Source organism: Dialister invisus DSM 15470, from assembly GCF_000160055.1.
Taxonomy (GTDB): Bacteria; Bacillota; Negativicutes; order Veillonellales; family Dialisteraceae; genus Dialister; species Dialister invisus.
Genome location: NZ_GG698602.1, coordinates 167,562 through 190,792, shown reverse-complemented (window position 1 = coordinate 190,792; position 23,231 = coordinate 167,562). Strand labels below are relative to the sequence as shown.

21 protein-coding genes are annotated in these 23,231 nt (G+C 39.3%); 1 reads left to right on the top strand and 20 read right to left on the bottom strand.

Annotation, left to right across the window (positions count from 1 at the left end; all coding sequences use genetic code 11):
- Positions 1 to 27: 27 nt before the first annotated feature.
- The 14 genes from proB to hpf form a co-directional block, all read right to left on the bottom strand.
- Entirely contained in the window at positions 28 to 1,164 is a 1,137-nt protein-coding gene (gene proB, locus GCWU000321_RS00895; protein ID WP_007069176.1) for a glutamate 5-kinase, read from the bottom strand.
- Positions 1,151 to 1,441: a ribosome assembly RNA-binding protein YhbY gene (gene yhbY, locus GCWU000321_RS00890; RefSeq protein WP_007069175.1), complete on the bottom strand. Its 291-nt coding sequence runs from the start codon at positions 1,439 to 1,441 to the stop codon at positions 1,151 to 1,153. The genes proB and yhbY overlap by 14 nt, the downstream gene beginning before the upstream one ends.
- Positions 1,435 to 2,751 carry a GTPase ObgE gene (gene obgE / locus GCWU000321_RS00885; RefSeq protein ID WP_040381700.1) on the bottom strand — a complete coding sequence of 439 codons (1,317 nt, stop codon included), beginning with the start codon at positions 2,749 to 2,751 and terminating at the stop codon, positions 1,435 to 1,437. The genes yhbY and obgE overlap by 7 nt, the downstream gene beginning before the upstream one ends.
- A 136-nt stretch (positions 2,752 to 2,887) precedes the next feature.
- Positions 2,888 to 4,012: a S41 family peptidase gene (locus GCWU000321_RS00880; protein ID WP_169303242.1), complete on the bottom strand. Its 1,125-nt coding sequence runs from the start codon at positions 4,010 to 4,012 to the stop codon at positions 2,888 to 2,890.
- 23 nt (positions 4,013 to 4,035) lie between these two features.
- Complete coding sequence (locus tag GCWU000321_RS00875) at positions 4,036 to 5,172, bottom strand: murein hydrolase activator EnvC family protein (protein WP_040381066.1); 1,137 nt, start codon at positions 5,170 to 5,172, stop codon at positions 4,036 to 4,038.
- 3 nt (positions 5,173 to 5,175) lie between these two features.
- Positions 5,176 to 6,060, bottom strand: coding sequence for a permease-like cell division protein FtsX (gene ftsX, locus GCWU000321_RS00870; RefSeq protein WP_007069171.1), 885 nt, complete (start codon positions 6,058 to 6,060; stop codon positions 5,176 to 5,178).
- The gene (gene ftsE, locus GCWU000321_RS00865; protein WP_007069170.1) at positions 6,053 to 6,739 is read right to left on the bottom strand and encodes a cell division ATP-binding protein FtsE; all 687 of its coding nucleotides are present in this window, start codon (positions 6,737 to 6,739) and stop codon (positions 6,053 to 6,055) included. Before ftsE ends, ftsX begins: the two co-directional genes overlap by 8 nt.
- Positions 6,740 to 6,741: 2 nt before the next feature.
- Positions 6,742 to 7,674, bottom strand: coding sequence for a transketolase family protein (locus GCWU000321_RS00860; RefSeq protein ID WP_007069169.1), 933 nt, complete (start codon positions 7,672 to 7,674; stop codon positions 6,742 to 6,744).
- A complete protein-coding gene (locus GCWU000321_RS00855) occupies positions 7,674 to 8,507 on the bottom strand; it encodes a transketolase (RefSeq protein WP_022026899.1) in 834 nt (277 codons plus the stop codon). The genes GCWU000321_RS00860 and GCWU000321_RS00855 overlap by 1 nt, the downstream gene beginning before the upstream one ends.
- Positions 8,508 to 8,510: 3 nt before the next feature.
- Complete coding sequence (csaB, locus tag GCWU000321_RS00850; RefSeq protein WP_007069167.1) at positions 8,511 to 9,602, bottom strand: polysaccharide pyruvyl transferase CsaB; 1,092 nt, start codon at positions 9,600 to 9,602, stop codon at positions 8,511 to 8,513.
- Positions 9,589 to 11,622, bottom strand: coding sequence for a DUF5693 family protein (locus GCWU000321_RS00845; protein WP_007069166.1), 2,034 nt, complete (start codon positions 11,620 to 11,622; stop codon positions 9,589 to 9,591). The genes csaB and GCWU000321_RS00845 overlap by 14 nt, the downstream gene beginning before the upstream one ends.
- 32 nt (positions 11,623 to 11,654) lie before the next feature.
- Positions 11,655 to 12,762 (bottom strand): peptide chain release factor 2 gene (prfB, locus tag GCWU000321_RS00840; protein WP_374043407.1). Its coding sequence is split into 2 segments (ribosomal slippage): positions 11,655 to 12,692 and positions 12,694 to 12,762, totalling 1,107 coding nucleotides; the frame shifts between segments, so codons are not numbered across the junction.
- Positions 12,763 to 12,803: 41 nt separating this feature from the next.
- Positions 12,804 to 15,248 carry a preprotein translocase subunit SecA gene (secA, locus tag GCWU000321_RS00835; protein WP_040381064.1) on the bottom strand — a complete coding sequence of 815 codons (2,445 nt, stop codon included), beginning with the start codon at positions 15,246 to 15,248 and terminating at the stop codon, positions 12,804 to 12,806.
- Between the two features lie 133 nt (positions 15,249 to 15,381).
- Positions 15,382 to 15,915: a ribosome hibernation-promoting factor, HPF/YfiA family gene (gene hpf / locus GCWU000321_RS00830; RefSeq protein WP_007069163.1), complete on the bottom strand. Its 534-nt coding sequence runs from the start codon at positions 15,913 to 15,915 to the stop codon at positions 15,382 to 15,384.
- A gap of 416 nt (positions 15,916 to 16,331) precedes the next feature.
- Between hpf and GCWU000321_RS00825 the strand changes: the two genes are divergently transcribed.
- Entirely contained in the window at positions 16,332 to 17,456 is a 1,125-nt protein-coding gene (locus tag GCWU000321_RS00825) for an IS256-like element ISDin1 family transposase (RefSeq protein ID WP_040381062.1), read from the top strand.
- 118 nt (positions 17,457 to 17,574) lie between these two features.
- On the opposite strand, the gene GCWU000321_RS00820 is transcribed toward GCWU000321_RS00825, so the two are convergent.
- The 6 genes from GCWU000321_RS00820 to GCWU000321_RS00795 all read right to left on the bottom strand — a co-directional run bounded on the left by GCWU000321_RS00820 (position 17,575) and on the right by GCWU000321_RS00795 (position 23,202).
- The gene (locus GCWU000321_RS00820) at positions 17,575 to 17,775 is read right to left on the bottom strand and encodes a cold shock domain-containing protein (RefSeq protein WP_007069161.1); all 201 of its coding nucleotides are present in this window, start codon (positions 17,773 to 17,775) and stop codon (positions 17,575 to 17,577) included.
- A 100-nt stretch (positions 17,776 to 17,875) separates the two neighbouring features.
- Positions 17,876 to 18,613 (bottom strand): amino acid ABC transporter ATP-binding protein, encoded by a 738-nt coding sequence (locus GCWU000321_RS00815; protein ID WP_007069160.1) that lies wholly within the window; start codon positions 18,611 to 18,613, stop codon positions 17,876 to 17,878.
- A gap of 2 nt (positions 18,614 to 18,615) precedes the next feature.
- Positions 18,616 to 19,254, bottom strand: a complete 639-nt coding sequence (locus GCWU000321_RS00810) for an amino acid ABC transporter permease (protein ID WP_007069159.1) — start codon at positions 19,252 to 19,254, stop codon at positions 18,616 to 18,618.
- 220 nt (positions 19,255 to 19,474) lie between these two features.
- Positions 19,475 to 20,935: a glutamate--tRNA ligase gene (gene gltX / locus GCWU000321_RS00805; RefSeq protein ID WP_007069158.1), complete on the bottom strand. Its 1,461-nt coding sequence runs from the start codon at positions 20,933 to 20,935 to the stop codon at positions 19,475 to 19,477.
- Positions 20,928 to 22,106: a 2-C-methyl-D-erythritol 2,4-cyclodiphosphate synthase gene (gene ispF, locus GCWU000321_RS00800; protein WP_007069157.1), complete on the bottom strand. Its 1,179-nt coding sequence runs from the start codon at positions 22,104 to 22,106 to the stop codon at positions 20,928 to 20,930. Before ispF ends, gltX begins: the two co-directional genes overlap by 8 nt.
- Positions 22,096 to 23,202, bottom strand: coding sequence for a PIN/TRAM domain-containing protein (locus GCWU000321_RS00795; RefSeq protein WP_007069156.1), 1,107 nt, complete (start codon positions 23,200 to 23,202; stop codon positions 22,096 to 22,098). Before GCWU000321_RS00795 ends, ispF begins: the two co-directional genes overlap by 11 nt.
- Positions 23,203 to 23,231: the final 29 nt, after the last annotated feature.

Genomic DNA, 23,231 nt, shown 5'->3' with positions numbered 1-23,231 from the left:
CGCTTTAACTTATAAGTCAAATTCATTTTAACGCATTACCAATAGATTATCTCTATGAATAACGGTATCATATGGTGGCGGAGTGCCCAGTGCATTTCTCATTTCTTTCGTATGAAGGCCTTTGATTTGAGCCAGCTCAACACTTCCATAATGTGAAATTCCTCGTGCAATCTCATGGTTTTCATAAAATAAGGAAACTGCATCCCCCTCGGAGAAGATTCCCTCTATTTTTGTAATACCGATAGCAAGCAAACTGGAACCTTTGTTTAATATAGCTTCACTACAGCCTTTATCAATAAATATTTTTCCTCTCACGTTTGAGCCGATAATGATTTCTCTTCGCTTCATTTGTGGATGGACATTTTCTGCATGAAAAAAAGTACCTATGGATTCCCCAGATATGATACGCTGTAAAATTTCCTTTGCATCACTTTTGGCAATAACCATATCTATACCGGAATGTACACATATTTCTGCTGCAAGCAGTTTAGTATACATTCCACCGGTACCGCGGGCAGAACCGGCGCCACCGGCAACATTGAAAAGCTCCCTGGTAAAATGGGGTACATCATGTATTAAGTGCGCATCTGCAAACTCATGGGGATCTTTATCATATAGTCCTTCGATATCAGAAAGAAGAATGAGCAGGTCCGCTTCTGCAACACTGGCGACAATAGCGGAAAGGGTATCATTATCTCCTATTTTTATTTCATCTACTGTAACCGCATCATTTTCATTAATGATAGGAATTACACCTAATTCCAGCAATGCGGAAAGCGCTCCTTTCATATGCATATACCGCTTGGTATTTAGTGCATCTCCTTTTGTCATCAGAAGTTGTGCCACGGTTTTACCGTAATCGTGAAAACATTTGCCGTAAAGACCCATTAAAATATTCTGTCCAACTGCAGCACATGCCTGCCTATAAGGAAGATAATTCGGTTTATGTTCAAACCCCAATACCGGTATGCCGATACCGATCGCACCGGAAGATACGAGAATAACATCCATATCTCTATTACTTAAATCAGAAATCTGTCGTGCCAAATGATCAATAAAATAAATATTTACTTTACCATTGGGCTGTGTCAGGGAACTTGTTCCCACCTTAATGACTATTCGTTTTTTCTTTTTAGCTTTTACGATATTCTCAGGGGAGATCATAATGAGATTTTTTGTCCTTCTGCTTGAAAAGAATACAGTTTCTTCCTATAATCTGTACGATTTCACATCCCGATTCTTCCGAAAGGAGTTTTGCTGCCTTACGGATATTTTCGGCAGAATTCTGATTGATTTTAACTTTAATTAATTCTCTGGCAGCCAGTGCTTCGGTTACACTGTTGATTACATTATCCGTAATTCCCTCTTTACCAATTTGAACTACAGCCGAAAAATCTACTGCAGTACTTTTTAAATATTGTTTTTGTTTGCCAGTCAGCATGATTTACCCTCACTTTCACCCGGTATATCAGAGCATCCTTTCTTGTCCGAAAAAGAAAATTCTACACCATAGAGATTCACGGTATCACCTTCTTGAATACCCTCTTTTTTCAAAAGTTTATCAAGTCCCATAAATTTCCAGGCTCTTTCGAAACGCCGCAAAGATACCGGATTATCAAAATCGGTCATGGCAATCAATTTTTCGACACGTTTCCCCTTTATTGAAAATACTCCCTGATCTTGTTCAATAATAAACTCATTTTTCGGTGATTCATATATAATTGTCGTTTCCGTTGGTGCAAATTCCACAGCAGGTGTTTCCTGTAATATTTTCCAAGCAGCCTCCAAAAGAGGGTTAATTCCTTCTCCAGTTAATGTACAGATAGGAAAAAATTGATAGCCTTCTGCTTCTATTTTCCGGCGGAGTTCCTGCAATATATTACTTTCTGCAATCAAATCAATTTTATTAGCAGCCACGATTTGTTTTTTTGCTGCAAGAGCAGGACTATATATTTCTAACTCATTATTGATGATATGGAAATCTTTATACGGGTCCCGTCCTTCGCTTCCGGCAGCATCAAGAACATGAATCAGAACCTTGCTTCGTTCTACATGGCGAAGAAACTCATACCCAAGACCAGTGCCTTCACTGGCGCCTTCTATTAATCCCGGAATATCCGCCATTACAAAAGATCTGATTTCATCAAGATTGACGACACCGAGACTGGGTGTCAAAGTCGTGAAGTGGTAAGCCGCTACTTCCGGCCGGGCGCCGGAGACCTTTCTGATCAAGCTTGACTTGCCTACGCTGGGAAATCCAAGTAATCCTACATCCGCAAGTACTTTTAATTCCAGGCGGATCTCTTTCTCTTCACCAGGTTCTCCTTTTTCTGCATAAGCAGGAGCTCGTACAGCACTGGTTGCAAAATGGGAATTTCCACGTCCGCCATTCCCTCCCTTAGCGATGAGAACTTCTTGTTTGTCATGTGTTATATCTGCCAAAAGTTCATTTGTGCTTTGGTCATATACCATTGTTCCCAGCGGTACGTCAATAAAAATATCATCTCCGCTTTTGCCGAACATTTCTTTGGCACCGCCATTCTCACCTTTTGCAGCGGCGAATTTTCGTTTACGCCGGAAATTCATAAGCGTATTCAATTCAGGAGTTGCTCTTATAAAAACGGATCCGCCTTTACCGCCGTCGCCACCGCTTGGTCCCCCGCGGGGAACATATTTCTCCCTTCGGAAAGAAACCATACCATCTCCGCCGGCACCGGAAATTACAATAATTTTTGCCTTGTCTATAAACATAAGTACCTCATTGTTATATAACTGATTATTTTTATTATACCCGAAAGATACTTTATCTGTCATATTTTCAGGATTCCCATGAAGATAAAAGCTGTAAACGAAATTTATTACTATGATTTCGCTCGCAGCTTCCAGCTTATTGAGATAAAACTTCTATTGCTTTTTTAAGAACGTTGTCATCTTCTTGCTTAAAAACATGTCCGGTCTGCTTTATGGCAATATCAGGGGTGATGCCTGTTTTATCAATAATCCGCCCGGCAGCTGTGCGATATTCTGCAATAGAAATTTTCAACGCTGACTTATTCCCATTTTGGATAACGGATTGTACGGTTCCTTTGCCATAACTCGTTTCACCAATGATAATTCCTTCTTTTTTATCTTGCACTGCACCAGCCAAGATTTCAGAGGCACTGGCACTGTTTCTATCAATCAAAATTACCATCGGTAGCGGAGTTTCTATACCGGTGATATCAAAGGTTCTGTCATCGCCATTTCTGGTGTGGTAGCTGAGAACTCTGCCCTTGGTTAATATCTGATTCATGATGGATATCACCGTATCAACCAATCCGCCCGGATTCATCCGAAGATCGATAATTAACCGATCAGCTCCCTGCGCCTTTACGCTTGCCAATTGCTTTTCAAATTCTTCATCTGTATGTTTTGCAAATGAAAAGATATGAATATAGCCTATGTTTTTATCTATAAGACGGCTTTGCACTGTTGGCATGGAAACATTTGAGCGTTCAACCCAAAATAATTTTTCTTCATTTTCACGCTCAACCAGAAGGGATACTCTCGTTCCCGCTTCTCCGCGGACCCGGTCAGAAACTTCCGATAAACTTAGTGCTGAAACATCTTCATCATTTACCCGCTTAATAATATCTCCGGACTGTAAACCATTTTTTTCCGCACTGCTACCGGGAAACACAGAAATAATCCGGGTAACATTCTTCCGATCGGCACCTATAACTACACCGATTCCACCATATTCGCCACTGGTAGATTGCATGAAACTTTCATATTTATCCCCGCTAAGAATCATTGAATGAGGATCATCCAGAGCGGAAACCATCCCGTTTGAAGCTCCTTCAAAAAGCACGTCATCAGTTACTTCATGAAAATAATTTTCTTTAACAGCCTGATATGTAAATAGAAATTTCATCAATGAAGAAGGAGAGTCTGTAAACATGTACAAGCTGCCCAAAACAAGCAATATAGCAGTGAGTATGACAGATCCAAGCCAAAACAGAATCTTATTCATATTTCTCAAAACAAACTTGAGCATTATAAATAACCCATGGGATCAACTGCCTCACCATTTTGACGAACCTCAAAATGGCAATGAGGCCCTGTGGAATAGCCTGTGGATCCGGCATAAGCGATAATCTGCCCTTGTGAAACTGTTTCACCGACAGATACGGTTAATGAACTATTATGCCCATACAAGCTCTGCAATCCATTTCCATGATCAATAATAACCGCATTACCATATCCACCATACCATTCTGCCGCTATGACCGTACCACCATCTGCTGCATGGATTGGTGTTCCATAATCTACACCGATATCAATTCCGGCATGGTAAATAGTTGTTCCGAAAATAGGATGCGTCCTATATCCGAATGGTGAGGTAATCGGACCATTACAAGGCCAGATAAAGACGCCCGTTCCATGTACAACAGGAGTATCTATACCACCGGATTGCTGCTGCCTGATTCTGTTTTGAATCATTTCACGGACATTATTACTTTCAGCAATCAAATCTGCCTCCATTTGTGCTGCAGCTTCTTTTTCACTTCTTGCCTCATCCATGATTTTTTGCTGCTGTGCTTTTTTTGCAACAACTTCATCTTGAGCCTTTTGTGCTTCCGCCGCCAATGCATCCAAACGGGCTTTCTGTTCTTCAAGTTCAGCTTTTTTCGCTTCGATTACTGCTTTTTGTTTCTGTATTTCGATAATAAGGTTAAAATCCGAATGAATGATCCGTTTTAAAAGTTCAAGTCTGTTCGCAAAATCACTGAAACTTTTTGCCCCGGTAATTACCTCAAGGTAACTTAATTGTCCATACATATAGATAGACCGTACACGCTTATTTAGAATTTCCTGGCGCTGTTTCAGGTAAGCTTCCGCTTTTTTAATCTCTTCTTCCGTTTGTTTTATCTGTAAATTGACGGCTGACTGTTCTGCCTGAATGGCTTTGAGTTTTCGATTTGCTTCATCCAATTCTATTTGTATAGTACGAAGTTTCCCTGCTATTTCATTGATGACCTCCTGCCAGCTTTGCTGCTTGGCACGAGATTCATCTATTTGATCTTGTAAATTCTGGAGTTTGTCATTCAACTCATCAGCAGCAACAGGCGTGACAGCTCCAAAAAGTATTGCAGAAATTAAAGCTGCCGACATACAACGATTATATTTCATGTTTTAGACCTTCATATATTTACGCAACGAAATCGCACTTCCTGATCCACCTATCAGAATTCCGGCGGCCATCAGAATAAGTACAACATACATCATAAATGGCCATAGTGATATTAAAGGAATAAAGACTAAACCTGCTTCAGCAATTTCATCCAATATGACATTATATCCGAGCCACAAAATAAGTGAAGCGATACTTGAACCGATAAAACCGATAATCATTCCTTCAAAAAGGAACGGCCAACGAATAAACCCATTTGTTGCCCCCACATATTTCATAATTTGTATTTCACGACGCCGCGCGAAAACTGTTAAACGGATCGTATTGGAAATAATAAATAACTCTGCCCCGGCAAGAAATAAAATAAGCATAATCCCGCTTATACGGATAATTTGTGCAATTTTGTAAAGTTGGTCAATGATATCTTGTCCATATTGGACTGCATCAACCGATGAATAAGTTTTAGCGATATCTACTGCCGCTTTTAATTCATCCGGAGAATAAAATGACACCTGGTAAGAGGCGGGAAGCGGATTCCCGTTGATAGAATCCAGCAAAGCGGACTGATTTCCCATGCGCTCTTTAAAATCTGCCATGGCCTGATCTTTATTCGTAAAACTGATTTCTTTTATGCCGGGAAGTTTTTTGAGATGGGCGCCGACATCCATAACCTGTTCTGTCCGGAGACCTTCTTTTAAATAGACAGTCATTTCTACCTGATTTTCAAGGTAGGATGCCATGTGGTTGATATTTAACACTACGCAAAGAAAACCGCCCAGTATGAACATAGATACAGTTACGGTAAGTACAGAGGCAATCGCCATGAATTGATTGCGAAACAACGACTTGAAAGCTTCACTCCAAAAATATCTTAAAGAACTAAACATGGAGATCATAACCTCCTTTTTTTACGTCACTTATTATATGTCCTTCTTCTATGCTGACAACGCGTTTATGCATGGAATTAACCAGCTCTTTATTATGCGTAACCATGATAATAGTTGTCCCCATATGGTTAATCTCATTAAAAAGCTTCATAATATCCTCAGAAGTTACAGGGTCAAGATTCCCCGTAGGTTCATCGGCAATTAAAAGTACGGGTTGATTGACAAGAGCTCTTGCAATGGCAACTCGCTGCTGCTCTCCTCCGGACAGTTTGGTGGGCAGTTCATTTGCTCGGCCTTTAAGACCGACCAGATCAAGTACACGATTTACCTTTTCACGGATCTCCGCACTTTTAGCTCCGGTAACCCGCAAAACAAAAGCAATATTTTCAAAAACAGTTTTTTCCGTTAAGAGTCGGAAATCCTGGAAAACAATTCCCAAAGTACGACGATAATAAGGGACTTTACTTTGTTTTAAGTCATTGATTTTTAATCCATTAACAAACACCGTACCTTGTTCCGGAACAAGTTCGTGAGTAATAATTCGAACAAAAGTAGATTTCCCTGCACCGCTTGGCCCAACAACAAAAACAAATTCACCTTTACCGATTTGTATATTTATATCACGAAGCGCCGTATGTCTGGCATCATATTGCAAGGATACATTTTCAAAAGTAATCATTCTTATTTCCTCTCTAAGAGACGAATAGCTTCTTCTTCAATATGTTTAACAGTAAGTCCATATTTTTCAAGAAGGTCTTCTGCTTTTCCTGATTCACCGAAAGTATCTTCGGTACCAACCATTCCCATTGGAACCGGATTATTTTTGCAAACCACTTCCGCCACTGCGCTTCCTAATCCCCCCATAATTGTATGCTCTTCACAAGTAAGGATTGCACCGGTATCTTTCGCGGCTTTTATGATTGTTTTGACATCAATCGGCTTAATAGAGCTTAAATTAATTACACGGGCTGATACCCCTTTTCCTTCTAAACTTTCAGCAGCACGAAGTGCCTTAGACACCATAATCCCACAAGCAACGATAGCCACATCATGTCCGTCTTTCAGTACAACACTCTTTCCGGGAGAAAAAATTACCTTTGGATCCATGATATCATCACATTTGGCTCTTCCCATACGGATATATACCGGCCCATTATAGTCCGCTGCCCATCTTACAGCCGCTTCTGTTTCTGCGGCATCGGCCGGAACTATAACTGTCATATTGGGCAATGCACGCATTAGCGCTATATCTTCTAACATCTGGTGTGTAGCGCCATCTTCACCCACCGTTAATCCGGCATGGGTTACAGCTATTTTTACATTTAAATTCGGATAACATATGGAATTTCTAATCTGTTCGTAGGCTCTGCCTGCACCGAATACGGCAAAGGTGGAAGCAAACGGAATCTTTCCTGTCGTTGCCAGGCCTGCAGCGATACCAATCATATTTTCTTCGGCAATACCTGTATCAAAAAATCTATCAGGAAATTTTTTTGCAAATATGGATGTTTTTGTAGACTCTGATAAATCCGCATCTAAAACTACGATATCAGGATGAGTGCTTCCTAATCTTTTTAAAGTTTCACCATATGCATCACGTGTCGCTTTACCCATTATTCCGCCTCCAGCATTTTCACAAAACGCTCACATTCTTCACTTGAAGGTGCTTTTCCATGCCAGGATGCTTTCCCTTCTATTTCGGGAATCCCCTTTCCTTTAACTGTTTTCATAATTATCATTGTGGGTTTTCCTTTAATATTTCTTGCTTCTTCAATTGCGTTATGGAGCTCAGCCATATTATGCCCGTTCACAGTAATAACATGCCATCCAAAAGCACTGAATTTCTTATCAATGGGAAGTGATGACATTACATCCGTGATAGCTCCATCAATCTGTAATCCATTATTATCGATAAAAGCGGTCAGATGATCTAATTTGTAATGAGCCGCATACATCGCCGCCTCCCAAATTTGCCCCTCTTCAAGCTCACCATCTCCCAATATAGTATAAACACGCCAATCCGCATGATCCATTTTGGCAGCCAGTGCCATTCCGCAAGCAGCGCTAAATCCCTGTCCCAATGATCCGGTTGTCATATCCACACCAGGGGTATGTTTCATATCGGGGTGTCCCTGCAGCATATGATTAATCTGCCGCAAAAAATCCATTTCTTCTTTAGGAAAATATCCTTTCTCCGCTAAAGCAGCATACAATGCCGGAGCACCATGTCCTTTGGATATGACCAGACGGTCTCGATTTTCCATCTTGGGATTTGCCGGATTGATATTCATCTCATGAAAAAAAAGTAATGTCAGTAGATCCGCAATAGAAAGAGAGCCGCCGGTATGCCCAGAATTTGCCTTTGTAATGGACTTTAAAATGTCGATTCTGATATTTTTTGCTTTTTCATTAAGAAACTTTATTTCTTTCATGGTTAGTTGATTCATCATTTACCCCCTTGGTTGAGCAACTTCTTCTAAGATTTTTATTGTTTCGCATGCTTTATTTCTGAGTATATCTACAGCTTCCCAATTATAGGCCGCTTTAGGCAAAGCTAATAATCGGGAAGATTTTACGCACAACTTGTCTTCATCAAAATCATCTAATCCAAATATTGCTTTTTCATTGACTGCCTGCAGGAAACTATCTATTTTCGGATCATAGGAAATACCAATAAAAGGAACATGCATTAAAGCCGCAAAGATCAGGGCATGAAGCCTTATTCCAATAAGAAGATCCAAATTCCCAATAAGGGACATTAACTCCTCCGTTCCATATGAATGGGAAAGGATGAACGTGTGTGGGATTTTATCACAGAATTCTTTTGCTGTTTTATAGTCTTCCGGAAACTGCATGGGAATGAAGACAAAATTATATTCTTCTTTCCCGTTTATTTTGATAATGTAGTTTTTTAGTTGCTTCGTCCATACTTCAGTATTCATCCACCGCCGAATGGAAATGCCTATCAATTTTTTATTCGTGGGAATATGATTCTTTCTTAAAATCTCTCTTCCTATATCATGCGGTACCGGAGATAGGGATAAGACTGCATCCGCAGTGTAATAAATCCTGTTTTTTACACCAAGTTGTTCCAAAAAAAATTTTGACTCACTATCACGGACGGTTATAGCATCAACATGGTTCATTACTGTACGCAAAATCCATCGTCCCCAATGATATCTGACCGGTCCTATTCCTTGGGAGTAAAGAAATACTTTCTTTCGGAAAAATATTCCCATCCCTATAATACTCAGGTAATACATCATGCTTTTCCAGCTTGTCACATCCTGAAGCAGGCTTCCGCCGCCGCTGATTAACAAATCGGATTGATAAACACTTTTCAAAATCGAATATCCGTCAAAGCGGGATACCGCATGAACGCGAAATGTATTCTCTGTACGTCTGGGATTACCGGATATAACAGTGATTCGCATACGTTTTGGATCATAATGCAATGCACGAAGAACAGCAAACAACATGGCCTCATCTCCGGCATTGCTAAATCCATAGTATCCGGAAATTACAATATTATTCTTTTCCATAACGTTCTCCGAAAAACTCGGTTATATGTGTCAGAATAATGAGTCCGGCTAACACGATAATCATTACTGCTGTTCCTGCGACTAATCCATCAATACCTCTAATTAGACTTAAGATAAAAGGACTTCTCATATGAGCAAATGTTTCAACCATGGATCCCTGTCCGATTGTTATCGCAATAACTAAAAAATAATGTAAAATTTGTGGCCACCGATGATAAAGTGCAGCCAATGATGCTAAAATGGCTGGATGCCCGAACAGGAATTCCTTTTCCCGTGGGCGGGCATACATAATATCTTCAAGAAAACGTCTTAATGAAATTTCAAACGAAGGTACAGGTGCCCCATTATTTCCGCTGCGCCCGATAAATATAAATCCGATAATCCCCAATAGGCTGATAAGTGCCAATACGCCTAATTTAATGTCAATTTGGCAAAATTTCTTTACAAAACCGATGAAATCTTTATCAGTTACAACTACTTTGCCAAAAAACGGGAATCTTTGAATATAAATAAGAGAAACACAAATAAGAGGCAGTATAAAAGTTAACTTAACGCCCCTAAAGATATTCATCTCCAAAAAGAATCGGATATCACTTAAGATCCCGCTGATATAAATTGCTCCAATTAAGGATAATATTCCGCATCCCCAAAGCAGCAATACAGCTTCAATAAATAAATGTCCCCATCCGATATTTTTAAAAGCACTTTGTTTTTTCTGCACGCAATAATCCATAAATAAAGACATCACGATAACAGGTGTACCAACCGCACATCCCAATGCAAGAGCTTGCCGAAGAATGGCCTCATAACCAGTCCAATATAAGGTCTGCGTGAATAGGAATACTATGACTTCTATAGGCCATGCATACTTAACTAAAAAAGGTACAATTAAAAGAATTGCTACCACGCAAAGAGAGGCTGCTCCAGCTATAGATGCAGCTCGGAGTATCCGTGATGGGAAATAAGGCTCCATCACGGAAGCTTTTCCGATATTGAACCCATGTTTTTCCAACCGGTTTGTCACATCGTGTATATATCGCGCATTTGTCTCTGATAAAGTTTCTCCATTGGCAGCAAACTTATATGAAGGGAATAAATTCATCCGGACATTACGTTCTATGGTACTGACATAGAAACGTGATGCGGCTTCTTTAGGATCCAGTTTAATCAATTCATCTTTAGACATCGCATATAAACGAACAGTATTATAGCCGTCTTTATTGGACAATGTTAAAGTTCCGTCCTGCCGTTCAAACCCGAGTTGGTTTTGTGCTTCAATTAAAACGACAGGTAAATGGCGCTCTTTGAGTCCGCCCAACAAATATTCCAATTGTGCCGGGTAACCAAGTGCTTCTTTTCCTTGGAAAAGTATGGCACTAATCTTTCCCGATGAATCAACCACACTAAAAAATTGATCTATGTCCTCACGAGTTGCATGTGGAACACTCATCGGCCGAAGAACTATGTATAATCCGGTTTGTTCCACCTTTTTTACAGTAGTCTTAAATATACCAAGCGGCATATTTAAAAAGCGTTCATAGTTGGCATTTATTTCAAGCAATTCTTCGTTGTTTAAATGAATAATATGAAAATCATCTTTTCTTAAAAGACGTTTCAATTGCCCTTTGAGTTCGTCAAAATATTCTATACCCTCAGAAGTATTCGTAGATGCAATATAAATACGATTTCCACGAATAAGCGGATTAGACATATGCAATATAAGCTCTGAGCCATGATATACTGCAATATATCCATGATCCGCAAGTTTTTTCGGCGTTTCATCATATACAGCCAATGATGTAATGCCACTTCTTTTATACAGGGAAAAGAGCTCATCTGCAGATGTACTTTCGACAGACGCGCTTTCTAAAATGTTGTTATAATCATAAACCATTTCAACAGTAGTCGCATGAGCTTCTACATTGTATCGCTGCCATGAAATGTATCCCGCCGCTATTACCCCGAGAAGTATTATTGCGGCCAATATCTTAAATATATTATGCGGATAAGTTTTTATCATAATCAATCCTTCAAATTAATCGGGGATAAGGACTACGCATTATTAAACTTCTTATGCTTCAAGAATCCCTCAATGAATGGGTTTAATCCTCCATCCATAACTGATTGAATGTTTCCCGTTTCGATACCGGTACGATTATCCTTCACCAATGTATACGGCTGGAATACATAAGAACGTATTTGACTTCCCCATTCAATGGCCTGCTGTTCACCTTCAATCCCCTTTTTTACCTGTTCGCGTTTCTGCATTTCCAGTTCAAACAATTTTGCTTTCAGCAAACGCAGGCACTGTTCTTTATTTTGAAACTGGGAACGTTCATTTTGACAGGCTGCAACAATTCCCGTGGGAATATGTGTCATTCGCACTGCAGAACTTGTTTTATTGATATGCTGACCGCCTGCACCGCTTGCACGATAGTAATCAACACGTACATCAGCCATATTCAAATCAATTTCTATATCGTCACCAATTTCAGGCATTACATCAACCGCAGAAAAAGAGGTATGCCTCCGCTTTGCCGCGTCAAAAGGAGAAATACGAACTAAGCGGTGAACGCCTTTCTCGGATTTCAATAAACCATAGGCAAATTTCCCGCGAACCATATACTCTGCACTTTTGACACCCGCTTCATCTCCGGGAAGCATGTTCAATTCTTCCAGCACAAACCCCTCCGACTCCGCCCATTTAATGTACATGCGGATCAGCATTTCAGTCCAGTCCTGTGCTTCCGTGCCACCTGCCCCGGCATGAAAAGTAATAATTGCATCATTCGCATCGTACTCATCGTTTAGGAGCAGTTCTATTTCCTTCTTGTCTAATATATCTTTTAGCTCATTGATCTCTTCTTCCAGTTCACCTTCCATGTCCTGGTCATTTTCTTCAATGGCCATATCGAGTAATTCTTTTATGCTCTCTGCACGTGCAAAAAGGCGGGTATACGTGTCATAAGCAGCTTTTGCTTCAGTAGCTTTTTGAGATATTTCTTTCGCATGGTCTCCGTTTTCCCAAAAAGACGGATCACTCATTTCTACATCATAACTTCTAATTTTCTCCTCTAATTGAGGTAAGTCAAAGTGAATCCCTTATTTCTTTTTCATGTTCAAGCAGTTCTGTCAATGTTTTTTTCAAATCTTCCAACATCTGTTAATCATCTCGCTTTCAGTTTTATCTATTAAAAATTATCATTTATCATTTTCGCTCACTTCAGAATTATTCACAGAAGAATCAATTCTTTCTTTTTTAGAAGGAGCATCATTTTCCGGACTCGGTGTAAATTGGATTTGAATATGATAGAGATATAAAATGATTGTTTCAATCATAGACTGCTGCATTTCACTGAAAATATTAAATGCTTCCACCTTATATTCAACAATCGGATTTCGCTGCCCATATGAACGAAGTCCAATTCCTTCTTTCAACATATCCATATCATCCAAGTGTTCCATCCACTTGGAATCAACAACCTTAAGCATGACAGCCTTTTCCAATTCACGCATCATGGAAGATCCAATAGATTTTTCCCTTGCTTCATAGGTTTCATGCGCGATATCCATAAGTTTCCGCCCAATTTCTTCGCGGCTCATATTCTCAATTTCATCAAGTTTAACTTCACCGGGGGCAAGAAAATACTTTTCACAATATTTTATCAGTGCATCAAAATCCCATTCTTCCGGATAAAGCTTCGGATTCGCATATGTTTCCAGTCCATGATTGATAAGCATGTCTACCATATTTAAAATTTGGTCTTTCATATCCTGGCCTTCAAGGATTTTACGACGTTGTTCATAAACAACTTTACGCTGCTGATTCATAACATCATCATATTCAAGCACATATTTTCGGATATCAAAGTTTCTTTCCTCTACCCGCTTTTGGGCTTTCTGGATAGCGCTTGAAACCATACTGCTTCTGATTTCTTCATCCTCTTCCAGTCCCATTTTTTCCATGAACTTCTTGATGTTATCTCCACCAAAAATGCGGAGCAAGTCATCCTCAAGTGACAAGAAAAATTGACTGGAACCGGGGTCTCCCTGGCGGCCGGCACGTCCGCGCAGCTGATTGTCAATCCTTCGGCTTTCGTGACGTTCTGTACCGATGATTGCCAAACCTCCCAGCTCGGATACTCCTTCACCTAAAACAATATCAGTTCCCCTACCGGCCATGTTGGTGGCAATAGTAACTTGGCCTTTTTGCCCGGCCTGTGCTACAATTTGTGCTTCTAATTCATGATATTTCGCATTTAATACATTATGGACAATACCAGCCTCTTTCAGCATATGACTCAGTTGTTCCGACTGCTCAATAGACGTTGTACCGATAAGCATTGGCTGCCCGGTAGCGTGGCGCCTTTCAATTTCACGGACAACTGCCCTGTATTTGCCACGTTTCGTCTTAAAAATAACATCAGGCAGATCTTTTCGTTGGACAGGTCTATTGGTAGGAACTTGGAAAACTTCAAGCCCGTAGATTTTAATAAATTCCTGTTCTTCTGTTTTTGCCGTTCCAGTCATGCCTGCCAGTTTATCATACATTCTGAAATAGTTTTGAAATGTGATCGTTGCTAAGGTTTGGCTTTCACGTTGTACTTGCAATCCTTCTTTTGCTTCTATAGCTTGATGTAGTCCGTCGGAGTACCGGCGGCCATACATTAATCGTCCTGTAAACTCATCAACGATAACAACTTCTCCATCTTTAACGACATAATCACGGTCGCGCTCCATCATGGCCTGTGCGCGCAGTGCTTGTACAAAAAGATGATTCAGTTCCAGATTATCTGTATCATAAAGGTTATCGACCTTAAGCATTTTTTCCATTTTTGACACGCCGGCTTCAGTCGGTGCAACAGTTTTCTGTTTTTCATCAATGGTATAATCCTCTCCTAATTTAAGTTGAGGAACTAATTTAGACATCACATAATAATTATCTGTAGATTTTTGGCCCGGGCCAGAAATAATAAGCGGCGTACGTGCCTCATCAATGAGAATACTATCTACTTCGTCAATTAAGCAATAATGGAGAGGCCGCTGTACCATTTGATCCAAACTGCTTACCATGTTGTCACGTAAATAATCAAACCCGAATTCATTGTTTGTCCCATAAGTAATATCTGAATTATAAGCAATTTTTCGCTGTTCAAAATCCAAATCATGCACAATAAGGCCAACCGATAATCCTAAGAATTTATATACTTGCCCCATCCATTCACTATCACGCTTAGCCAAGTAGTCATTGACAGTAATAACATGAGCCCCTTTGCCCTCTAATGCATTCAAATATACCGGTGCCGTAGCGACGAGAGTCTTGCCTTCTCCCGTACCCATTTCTGCAATGTTGCCACGGTGCAGAATAATACCGCCGATAAGCTGGACATCGAACTGCCTCATTCCTAACACACGGCGGGAAGCTTCTCTTATGACAGCAAATGCATCTGGCAGAATATCATCCAAAGTCTCACCTTTTGCAAGTCGTGCCTTAAACTCATTAGTCTTATTTGCCAAAGAAGAATCACTCAGTTTCTTCAATGCTGATTCCTGTGGGTTGATTTTTTCTTCCACAAGCTGCCGCATTTTCTTTATATCACGTTCATTAGAACCGTTAAATAAGCGGTCAAAAAACTTATTGAACATTAAAATACTCCTTATCCTACCAGCAAAAACAATTTTCATTTACACGAATATCTAGTATATTTTAGCAAAACATAGACATATAGTCAAAAAAGAGCGGATAAAACCGCCCTTTTTCAATCACTTCATTTAATTCTTATTTTGCAGCATCAATTAAACCGTATTTTCCGTCATCTCTGCGATAAACGACAGCCATCGCTTCTGTTTCAGAATTAAAAAACATAAAAAAATTGTGCCCTAATAAATTCATTTGTAAAATAGCTTCTTCCGGAGACATTGGGTTAATAGTAAAACGCTTTTGTCTGACAATCTCAAATTCACTCTCGCCTGGTACGGATTCTTTCTCACTGACAAACTGTTTGTTTAGAACATTAGATTCTTTAAAACGTTTGGCCAAACGGGTTTTATATTTGTGAATCTGACGTTCAACCTTGTCAAAAACCAAATCAATAGACTTATACATATCATCAGATTTTTCAACACCACGAAGAATAACACCATCTACAAATGCAGTTACTTCACAGGTTTTAGTCATGTTTGAAATTCTAAGGAGTACATTAATTTTAATCGGTTTATCAAAATATCTTTGTATCTTTCCGGTGTGTTTTTCTACATAAGTACGTAAAGCTTCTGTGATTTCAAGATTTTTCCCTCTAACTGTCAATTCCATAAATGAATCCCCCTTTCACGAATGAGCAATTTATGTACTGCCCTTTATAGTTATTATAGTATATTCCTCTAAATTTTCAAATTGATAATAATCGGTTAGATGTCTATTTTATTAGATATTTGAATGTATTTGATACGAATGTAAAATGAAAATTACAATTGCTGCTAATTATACCAATTATTTATAAAATGCTCTCCAAACATTAACTGTGTAGATTTAGGGTTATAGGACATTTTGTGTTGATTTTAATACCGATGAAGTTAGACATTGTCTGGCTTCATCGGTATTTTATCCTTTTCCTAAGAAGATAAAGGGTGGACAAAATGAGTTGGTAAAAAATCCGAAAATGATTGCTATGACTGCTTTAATTAGGGTTATATCTTTTTAAAATATGTTTATTTTAAAAGGAGAACCTTATGAAACAAGTTAGGTGTTTATATTGCGGTTTCTTTTGCTCAAAATATGGTAAAACTCGTACAGGAAGGCAACGGTGGTACTGCAAAGAATGTCATTCTGTCTTTGTGAATCCGATTAATAAGACGGTTCATGATTTTAAGCACTTTATTCAGTGGTTGTTTGGTAAGGATGTGCAAAAATCCATGCCTGGCAACGGTCGTGGTTTTCGAAGGAAAACCTCTAAATTTTGGGAAATATGGCCTATGCAGCCTAAAATTGAGAGTCCGATGAATGTCATATATGTGGATGGGATTTATTTAGGAAGAAAAGCATGTATCCTTATTTGTTGTAATGAAAGATATGTGCTTGGATGGTATTTGTGCCGCTATGAGAATTCCAGAGCCTGGGAAGCATTGATGCAGAGAATTGCGGCTCCCGCTATGGTCGTTTCTGATGGAGGCCACGGCTTCCGGAAAGCACTAAAAAGAGTCTGGCCCAAGGCTAAGTTGCAGCGTTGTACTTTCCATGCATTCATCCAGGTAAAGAGATACACAACCGGTAGTCCTAAAACCATTGCCGGCATTGAGATGTACATGATAGCAAAGGATTTGCTGATGATAAAAGACATGGAGCAAGCAGGTCATTGGGTAACCCGATTGATAAACTGGAGAATAAAGCATAAGACCTTTCTTAGTGAAATGACACAAGATGAAAAAGGCAAACTTCGCCCTATGCATGAACGTTTACTAAAGGCCGAGCGGTCACTGGTCAGATTAGTACGGCAAAACACATTATTTACCTATTTGGATGAATCGTTGTCTTATGGAGAAGAACTACCATCGACAAATAACCGTATAGAAGGCGGAATAAATGCACAATTAAGAACGATGCTTAGAAACCATCGTGGGATGTCCATTGAAAGACGCATAAAAGCGGTTTTCTGGTGGTGTTACTTCCACACACCGAAACCGCTTTCTGCATCTGAAATCCTAAAGGTAATGCCCACTGACAGAAGCATTTCTAAACTGTATAAAGCGATGAATGAACGATCCCAATTAGAGGATTCAATTCCCACATGGGGAGATGCTATTGTGTGGTCAGAATTACATAAATCCGATTCATTTCCTGCTTGTTTTTGGGATTAACCACCAACACGTTCTGTCCTATAACCCAAAATTTACTAAATGGCAATAGAAAAGCAGAATCAAAATTCGATCCTGCTTTTTGAATCAAAAACCTACGCTTTATCGCTTCAGTAAGTGATCAGTCTACCACTTTTACATTAGCAGCCTGAGGACCTCTTGCACCATCAATGATATCGAAGTCTACTTTCTGACCTTCACTCAGTGTTTTAAATCCTTCTGTCTGAATTGCAGAGTAATGAACGAAAACGTCGCCGCCTTCTTCTCTTTCAATAAAGCCGAAGCCTTTGTCTGCACTGAACCACTTAACTGTACCTTTCATAAAATGTTCCTCCTAAAAATATTACTACTTTGCCCCATTCGGACACGAATTAACATTACCACAAATCATAGATAGAGTCAATGATAAATAATATTTCACCTTACAATACTTGAGCCAGGAAGGATTTTGTCCTTTCTTCTCTCGGGGTTTTAAAAATCTCCTCCGGAGTTCCTTCTTCCAAAATCATCCCGCTGTCCAAAAAGAGTATTCTTGTACCCACTTCTTTGGCAAAGCCCATTTCATGCGTAACAACTACCATAGTCATACCTTCTTCCGCCACTTCTTTCATGACATCCAGCACCTCATGAACCATTTCCGGATCCAGTGCAGAAGTCGGCTCATCGAACAAAAGAACTTTTGGTTTCATCGCAAGCGCTCTCGCAATGGCTACGCGTTGCTGCTGACCTCCTGACAATTGGTTTGGCTTATATTTTGCTTTATCTTCAAGTCCAACTTTGCGAAGTAACTGTATTCCTCTTTCATAGGCTTCTTCTTTCCTTATTCCCCGAACCTTCATGGGAGCCAACATAATATTTTGTATCACTGACATATGTGGAAATAAATTAAATTTTTGAAATACCATTCCTACCTCAGTACGTACAATATTAAGATGCTTTTCTCCATCCAAGGGCATCCCGTCAAAAGTAATAACTCCTGATGTAACGGTTTCCAATCCATTAAGGCATCGTAAAAAAGTGCTTTTTCCCGAACCGGAAGGGCCTATAATGACAACTACTTCATTTTTCTTGATTTTACTACTTATATCTTTTAAAACAGTTAAATTTCCAAACTTTTTACCTATATGCTTTATATCGATAATATATTTTTCTTCATCCATAATTATCTCTTTTCCAGAAATGCTACAATCCTTGAAATCGCCATTGTCATTATTAAATATAAAACTGCTACGGTCATCCAAATTTCAAATGAACCATAGGTTTGTGCAATAATCAATTGACCGCGTCTTGTGAGTTCCTCAAATCCGATAACAGACACCAGAGAAGAATCTTTTAACATTGCAATAAATTCATTTCCCAAAGGCGGTAAAATATTTTTAAATGCTTGTGGCAATATAATGAAACGCATAGTTTGCCACCAGGTGAGGCCCAATGAACGTCCAGCTTCCATTTGTCCCACATCAATGGCTTGAATTCCTGCGCGAAAAATTTCAGAAACGTAAGCACCACTATTTATTCCACAAGCCGCGACTGCTGCGATAAAAGGTTCTACCCGCTGACCGATTGCCATGGGCAATGCAAAGTAAATCAAAAAGATCTGTACCAGCAATGGTGTTCCACGTATACAGTCCGCGTAAACCGCTGCCATTATTCGTAATATTTTAAACTGCGATATACGGGCAATTCCAACAAAGAGACCAATAAAAAAACCTATTGCTACGCTGAATGCAGTAATTTCTATTGTTACCCCCGCACCCATAAGCAGAATTGGCAATGCACGTTGTATAAGTTCAAAATCCATTTAAATATTAACTCCCCTAATATTATTTCGTACATGTATAGATATTTGTATGATTGTATAATTTATCCAAGCAAGCGTCAATAGCCTGTTCATATCCGTTTCGTAAAAGTAAAACCCTTTCAGATTAAAACTAAGACCCCCATTCGGAGGTCTTGGTTATCAGATAAAAATTTCTGGTAAATTCCGGTAAATATTTTTCAGAAATAGTTTAAATCACATTTTAACAATATTGGAGGCTGTCTTTTAAAAGCTGTACGGATTTCTTCTTCCCAAATAAAGCAATCATAGCATATAAGCCAGGGCCATGTGTTTCTCCGGTCAACGCAATTCTTATAGGTTCAAATGCCGCTTTTCCCTTAATTCCGGTTTTCTTCATCAAGAATGAAAAGCACTTTTTAATGGAATCCTCATCAAAGGGATCCAATGCGTCCAATGCATCAGCAAATTGACGGATAAGTACGGCACTGTTTTCCTGTTTCATAATAGAAATCTTTTCTTCATCAGTAATTTTAGGATGTGTCTCAAAAAATATTTTTACATTTTCTGGCGTTTGTGCTCCATAGTACAAATGATCGCGGACGAACCATACAACATCTTTCAGCCACTGTTCCTTTTCTAAAGAAAGCGGCAATGATACATATCCCGCTTCAACAAGAAACGGCAGTGCTACCTGGAAAAGTTCATCAGGCGATAACTTCTTCATATATTGGAAATTAATCCAATTTAATTTTTCGATATCAAATACTGCATCATTAGCAGAAACACGTTTCATTGAAAATTCCGAAATGAGTTCCTCCCGGCTGAAAATTTCCCGTTCACCTTTAGGCGACCAGCCAAGAAGAGCCAGATAATTAACCACTGCATCCGGAAGATATCCCATTTTACGATATTCATCCACAGAAGTCGCTCCGTGACGTTTGCTCATTTTTTTGTGGTCAGATCCGAGAATAAGAGATATATGTCCAAATTTTGGGATTTCATATCCGAGTGCCTGATATATAGCAATTTGACGCGGGGTATTAGATAAATGCTCTTCTGCACGAATAACATGGGTAATTCCCATAGATGCGTCATCAATGACTACCGCAAAATTATAAACGGGGATTCCGTCTGATTTAACAATAATAAAATCACCTACACCAGCTGCTTGAAATTCCACATGCCCGCGAACCATATCATCGAACGCAAATACACCATCTTTAGGAACGCGAAGGCGGATTGCGGGTTTACGTCCCTCCGACTTATATTGTTCGATCTGTTTTTCGGTTAAATGGCTGCAATGGTTATTATATATAGGTGTTTTCCCTTCCTTCAACTGCTCCTTTCTGCTTTCCTCCAATTCATCCGCTGAACAATAGCAATAATAAGCTTTCCCTTCCTCAAGGAGACGCTGAACAGCTGCATTATAAAGTGGAAGTCTTTCTGTCTGTCGATAAGGTCCGTTCTCACCACCTACGTCAATACCTTCATCCCAATACAAACCAAGCCATTTCATCGCTTTTTTTATATTTTCTTCAGATTCTCTTGTGGAACGGGCCAGATCTGTATCTTCAATACGCACTAAAAACTTCCCATTTTGATGACGGGCAACTAACCAGTTAAATAATGCAGATCTTGCTCCGCCGATATGAAATGGACCGGTAGGACTTGGAGCAAAACGGACTTTAAATTCTTTATTCATTATATTCCCTCCTGAATAATATGACTGATGCAAGTGCCGCAATACCTTTCCCGCGGCCAATATCCCCTAATTTTTCATTCGTCGTAGCCTTTATATTGATTTGATTTTTTGAAATATTTAACGCAGCAGACATTATGGCTTTCATTGCTTCTATATACTCGGATATTTTGGGTTTTTCTGCAATAACAGTACTGTCTATATTACCAATCAAATAATTTTGTTTCGTAATGTGCCGACTTACCTGTTTAAGTAATTCCAAACTGCATGCCCCATCAAACCGGACATCACTATCAGGGAAAAAGTGGCCTATATCAGGTAGTCCTGCAGCTCCCAGCAATGCATCCATAATCGCATGAATCAGAACATCCGCATCGGAATGCCCCGATAATCCACCAGAATCAGCAATTTTTATTCCACCCAAAAATAAAGGGCGAGATACCTCAAAACGATGGATGTCATACCCCTCTCCGACTCTGATGTAAGCTGGTATTTTGCTTGGATATATCATATTGCTAAAGCGGTTCCAATCTTCCGTCGTGGTTACTTTAAAAAAGTTCTCGCGTCCGGGAATAATTGTGACCGGAATCTTTACCGCCTCAAATATCGAGGAATCATCTGTTATATTCTTTAATGACTTTATTTGCAATAAGGCTTTTTTGTACAAAGCCGTAAGCACCCCTTGCGGTGTCTGGGCACGATAAAGTTTCGAACGGTCTACCGTTTTCTTCACTTGTTCATCGTTTATCTCCTTCATTGTATCTATACAGGGAAGAGCAAAAATGACGGCTGGATGCGCAGGCCCCAGCTTGTTAAGAATTTGATCTATCGCGTCTCCGCCGACCAATGGACGCGCTCCATCATGAATCAGGAGTTTCTCCGATTTAGAAGATATTTGAGAAATTCCATTGATGACAGAATCTACACGCGTATTTCCACCTTGTCCCCATTTAATCGGAATGGCATGTTTAAATTCTGAAAGAATCTGTTGAAATTGACTTTTTTCAGTATCTTTCACAACAATGACGATTTCATCTAGTAGTTTACTGTCTAAAATATTTTTAAAGGTATACCAGATTAAAGGATGTCCATGCATCTCCATAAGCAGTTTATTTATTGAGCCGCCTATACGGGTTCCCTCTCCCGCCGCTACTAAGATAAGGCTATTCATCATATCCACTCTCTAATTTAGCTTTTGCGAAAATTATTTGTCCGGCTTTTGTTTGCAAGACGGATGCAATAATAACAGGTATTTCCTGTCCGATAAATTGGCTCCCATTTTCGACCACGATCATTGTCCCATCATCTAAAAACGCTACACCTTGTCCTTCTTCCTTGCCATTTTTTACTAATTGGACATACACTTCTTCCCCCGGAATAACAGCCGGTTTTAATGCAATAATAAGTTCATTGATATTTAATACTGCAACCCCTTGTAATTCCGCAACCTTATTTAGATTATAATCATTAGTAATAATTTTATAGCCATGAGTTCTCGCTAGTTTTACTAATTTAGAATCAACTTCATTAATCTCCTCAAAATCTTCCGTCAAAATAATCAGTTCATCTTTGCTTTTCTTCTTTATCTGATTAAGAATATCCAATCCCCGACGTCCGCGATTTCTTTTCAATACATCTGCTGAATCAGCAATTTTCTGTAATTCTTCCAGCACAAAAACAGGAACGATGATTGGCCCCTCTAAAAAACCAGACTGATAAATATTCAAAATACGTCCATCAATAATAATATTCGTATCAAGCAGTTTCCCTACTTTTTTCTTTTTCTGTTTTGTACCAGATTCTGCCTTGAAATGAAACCATCCTGCAATTTCGGCCTTTTTGGAAATTGTCAGGTGCATTCCGATATATCCCAAAATTATACTGAGAGCCACAGATACATAAGGACCTATATATGGAATACTGCCAAACGCCAATCCAACTAAATTAGCTATAATAAGCCCTGCAAATAATCCTAAAGTACCAATTATAAGATCCTGTGTCGATATAAGCAGCAGTGATTTTTCGACTCGGGATGTAAAGGCAAACAAACTGCTAATCAAATAGCCCGAAATGACTCGTCCTACAAGTGCACCTAAAATTCCGCCTATCAGCATGACACCCAATGATAAAATTGTAATTCCCAAAATTGTCTCGGTCAAAACGTTTTTAGGAATGACTGCGGTAAGCAACGGTTCCGTCTGGGTAGACAACACTATTCCCAATACAGAAAAAAGCAGAATAAATATGGCCTTTAATACTTTTTCCGGCATATTATAAATTCCTCTTTAGTTTCCATAAA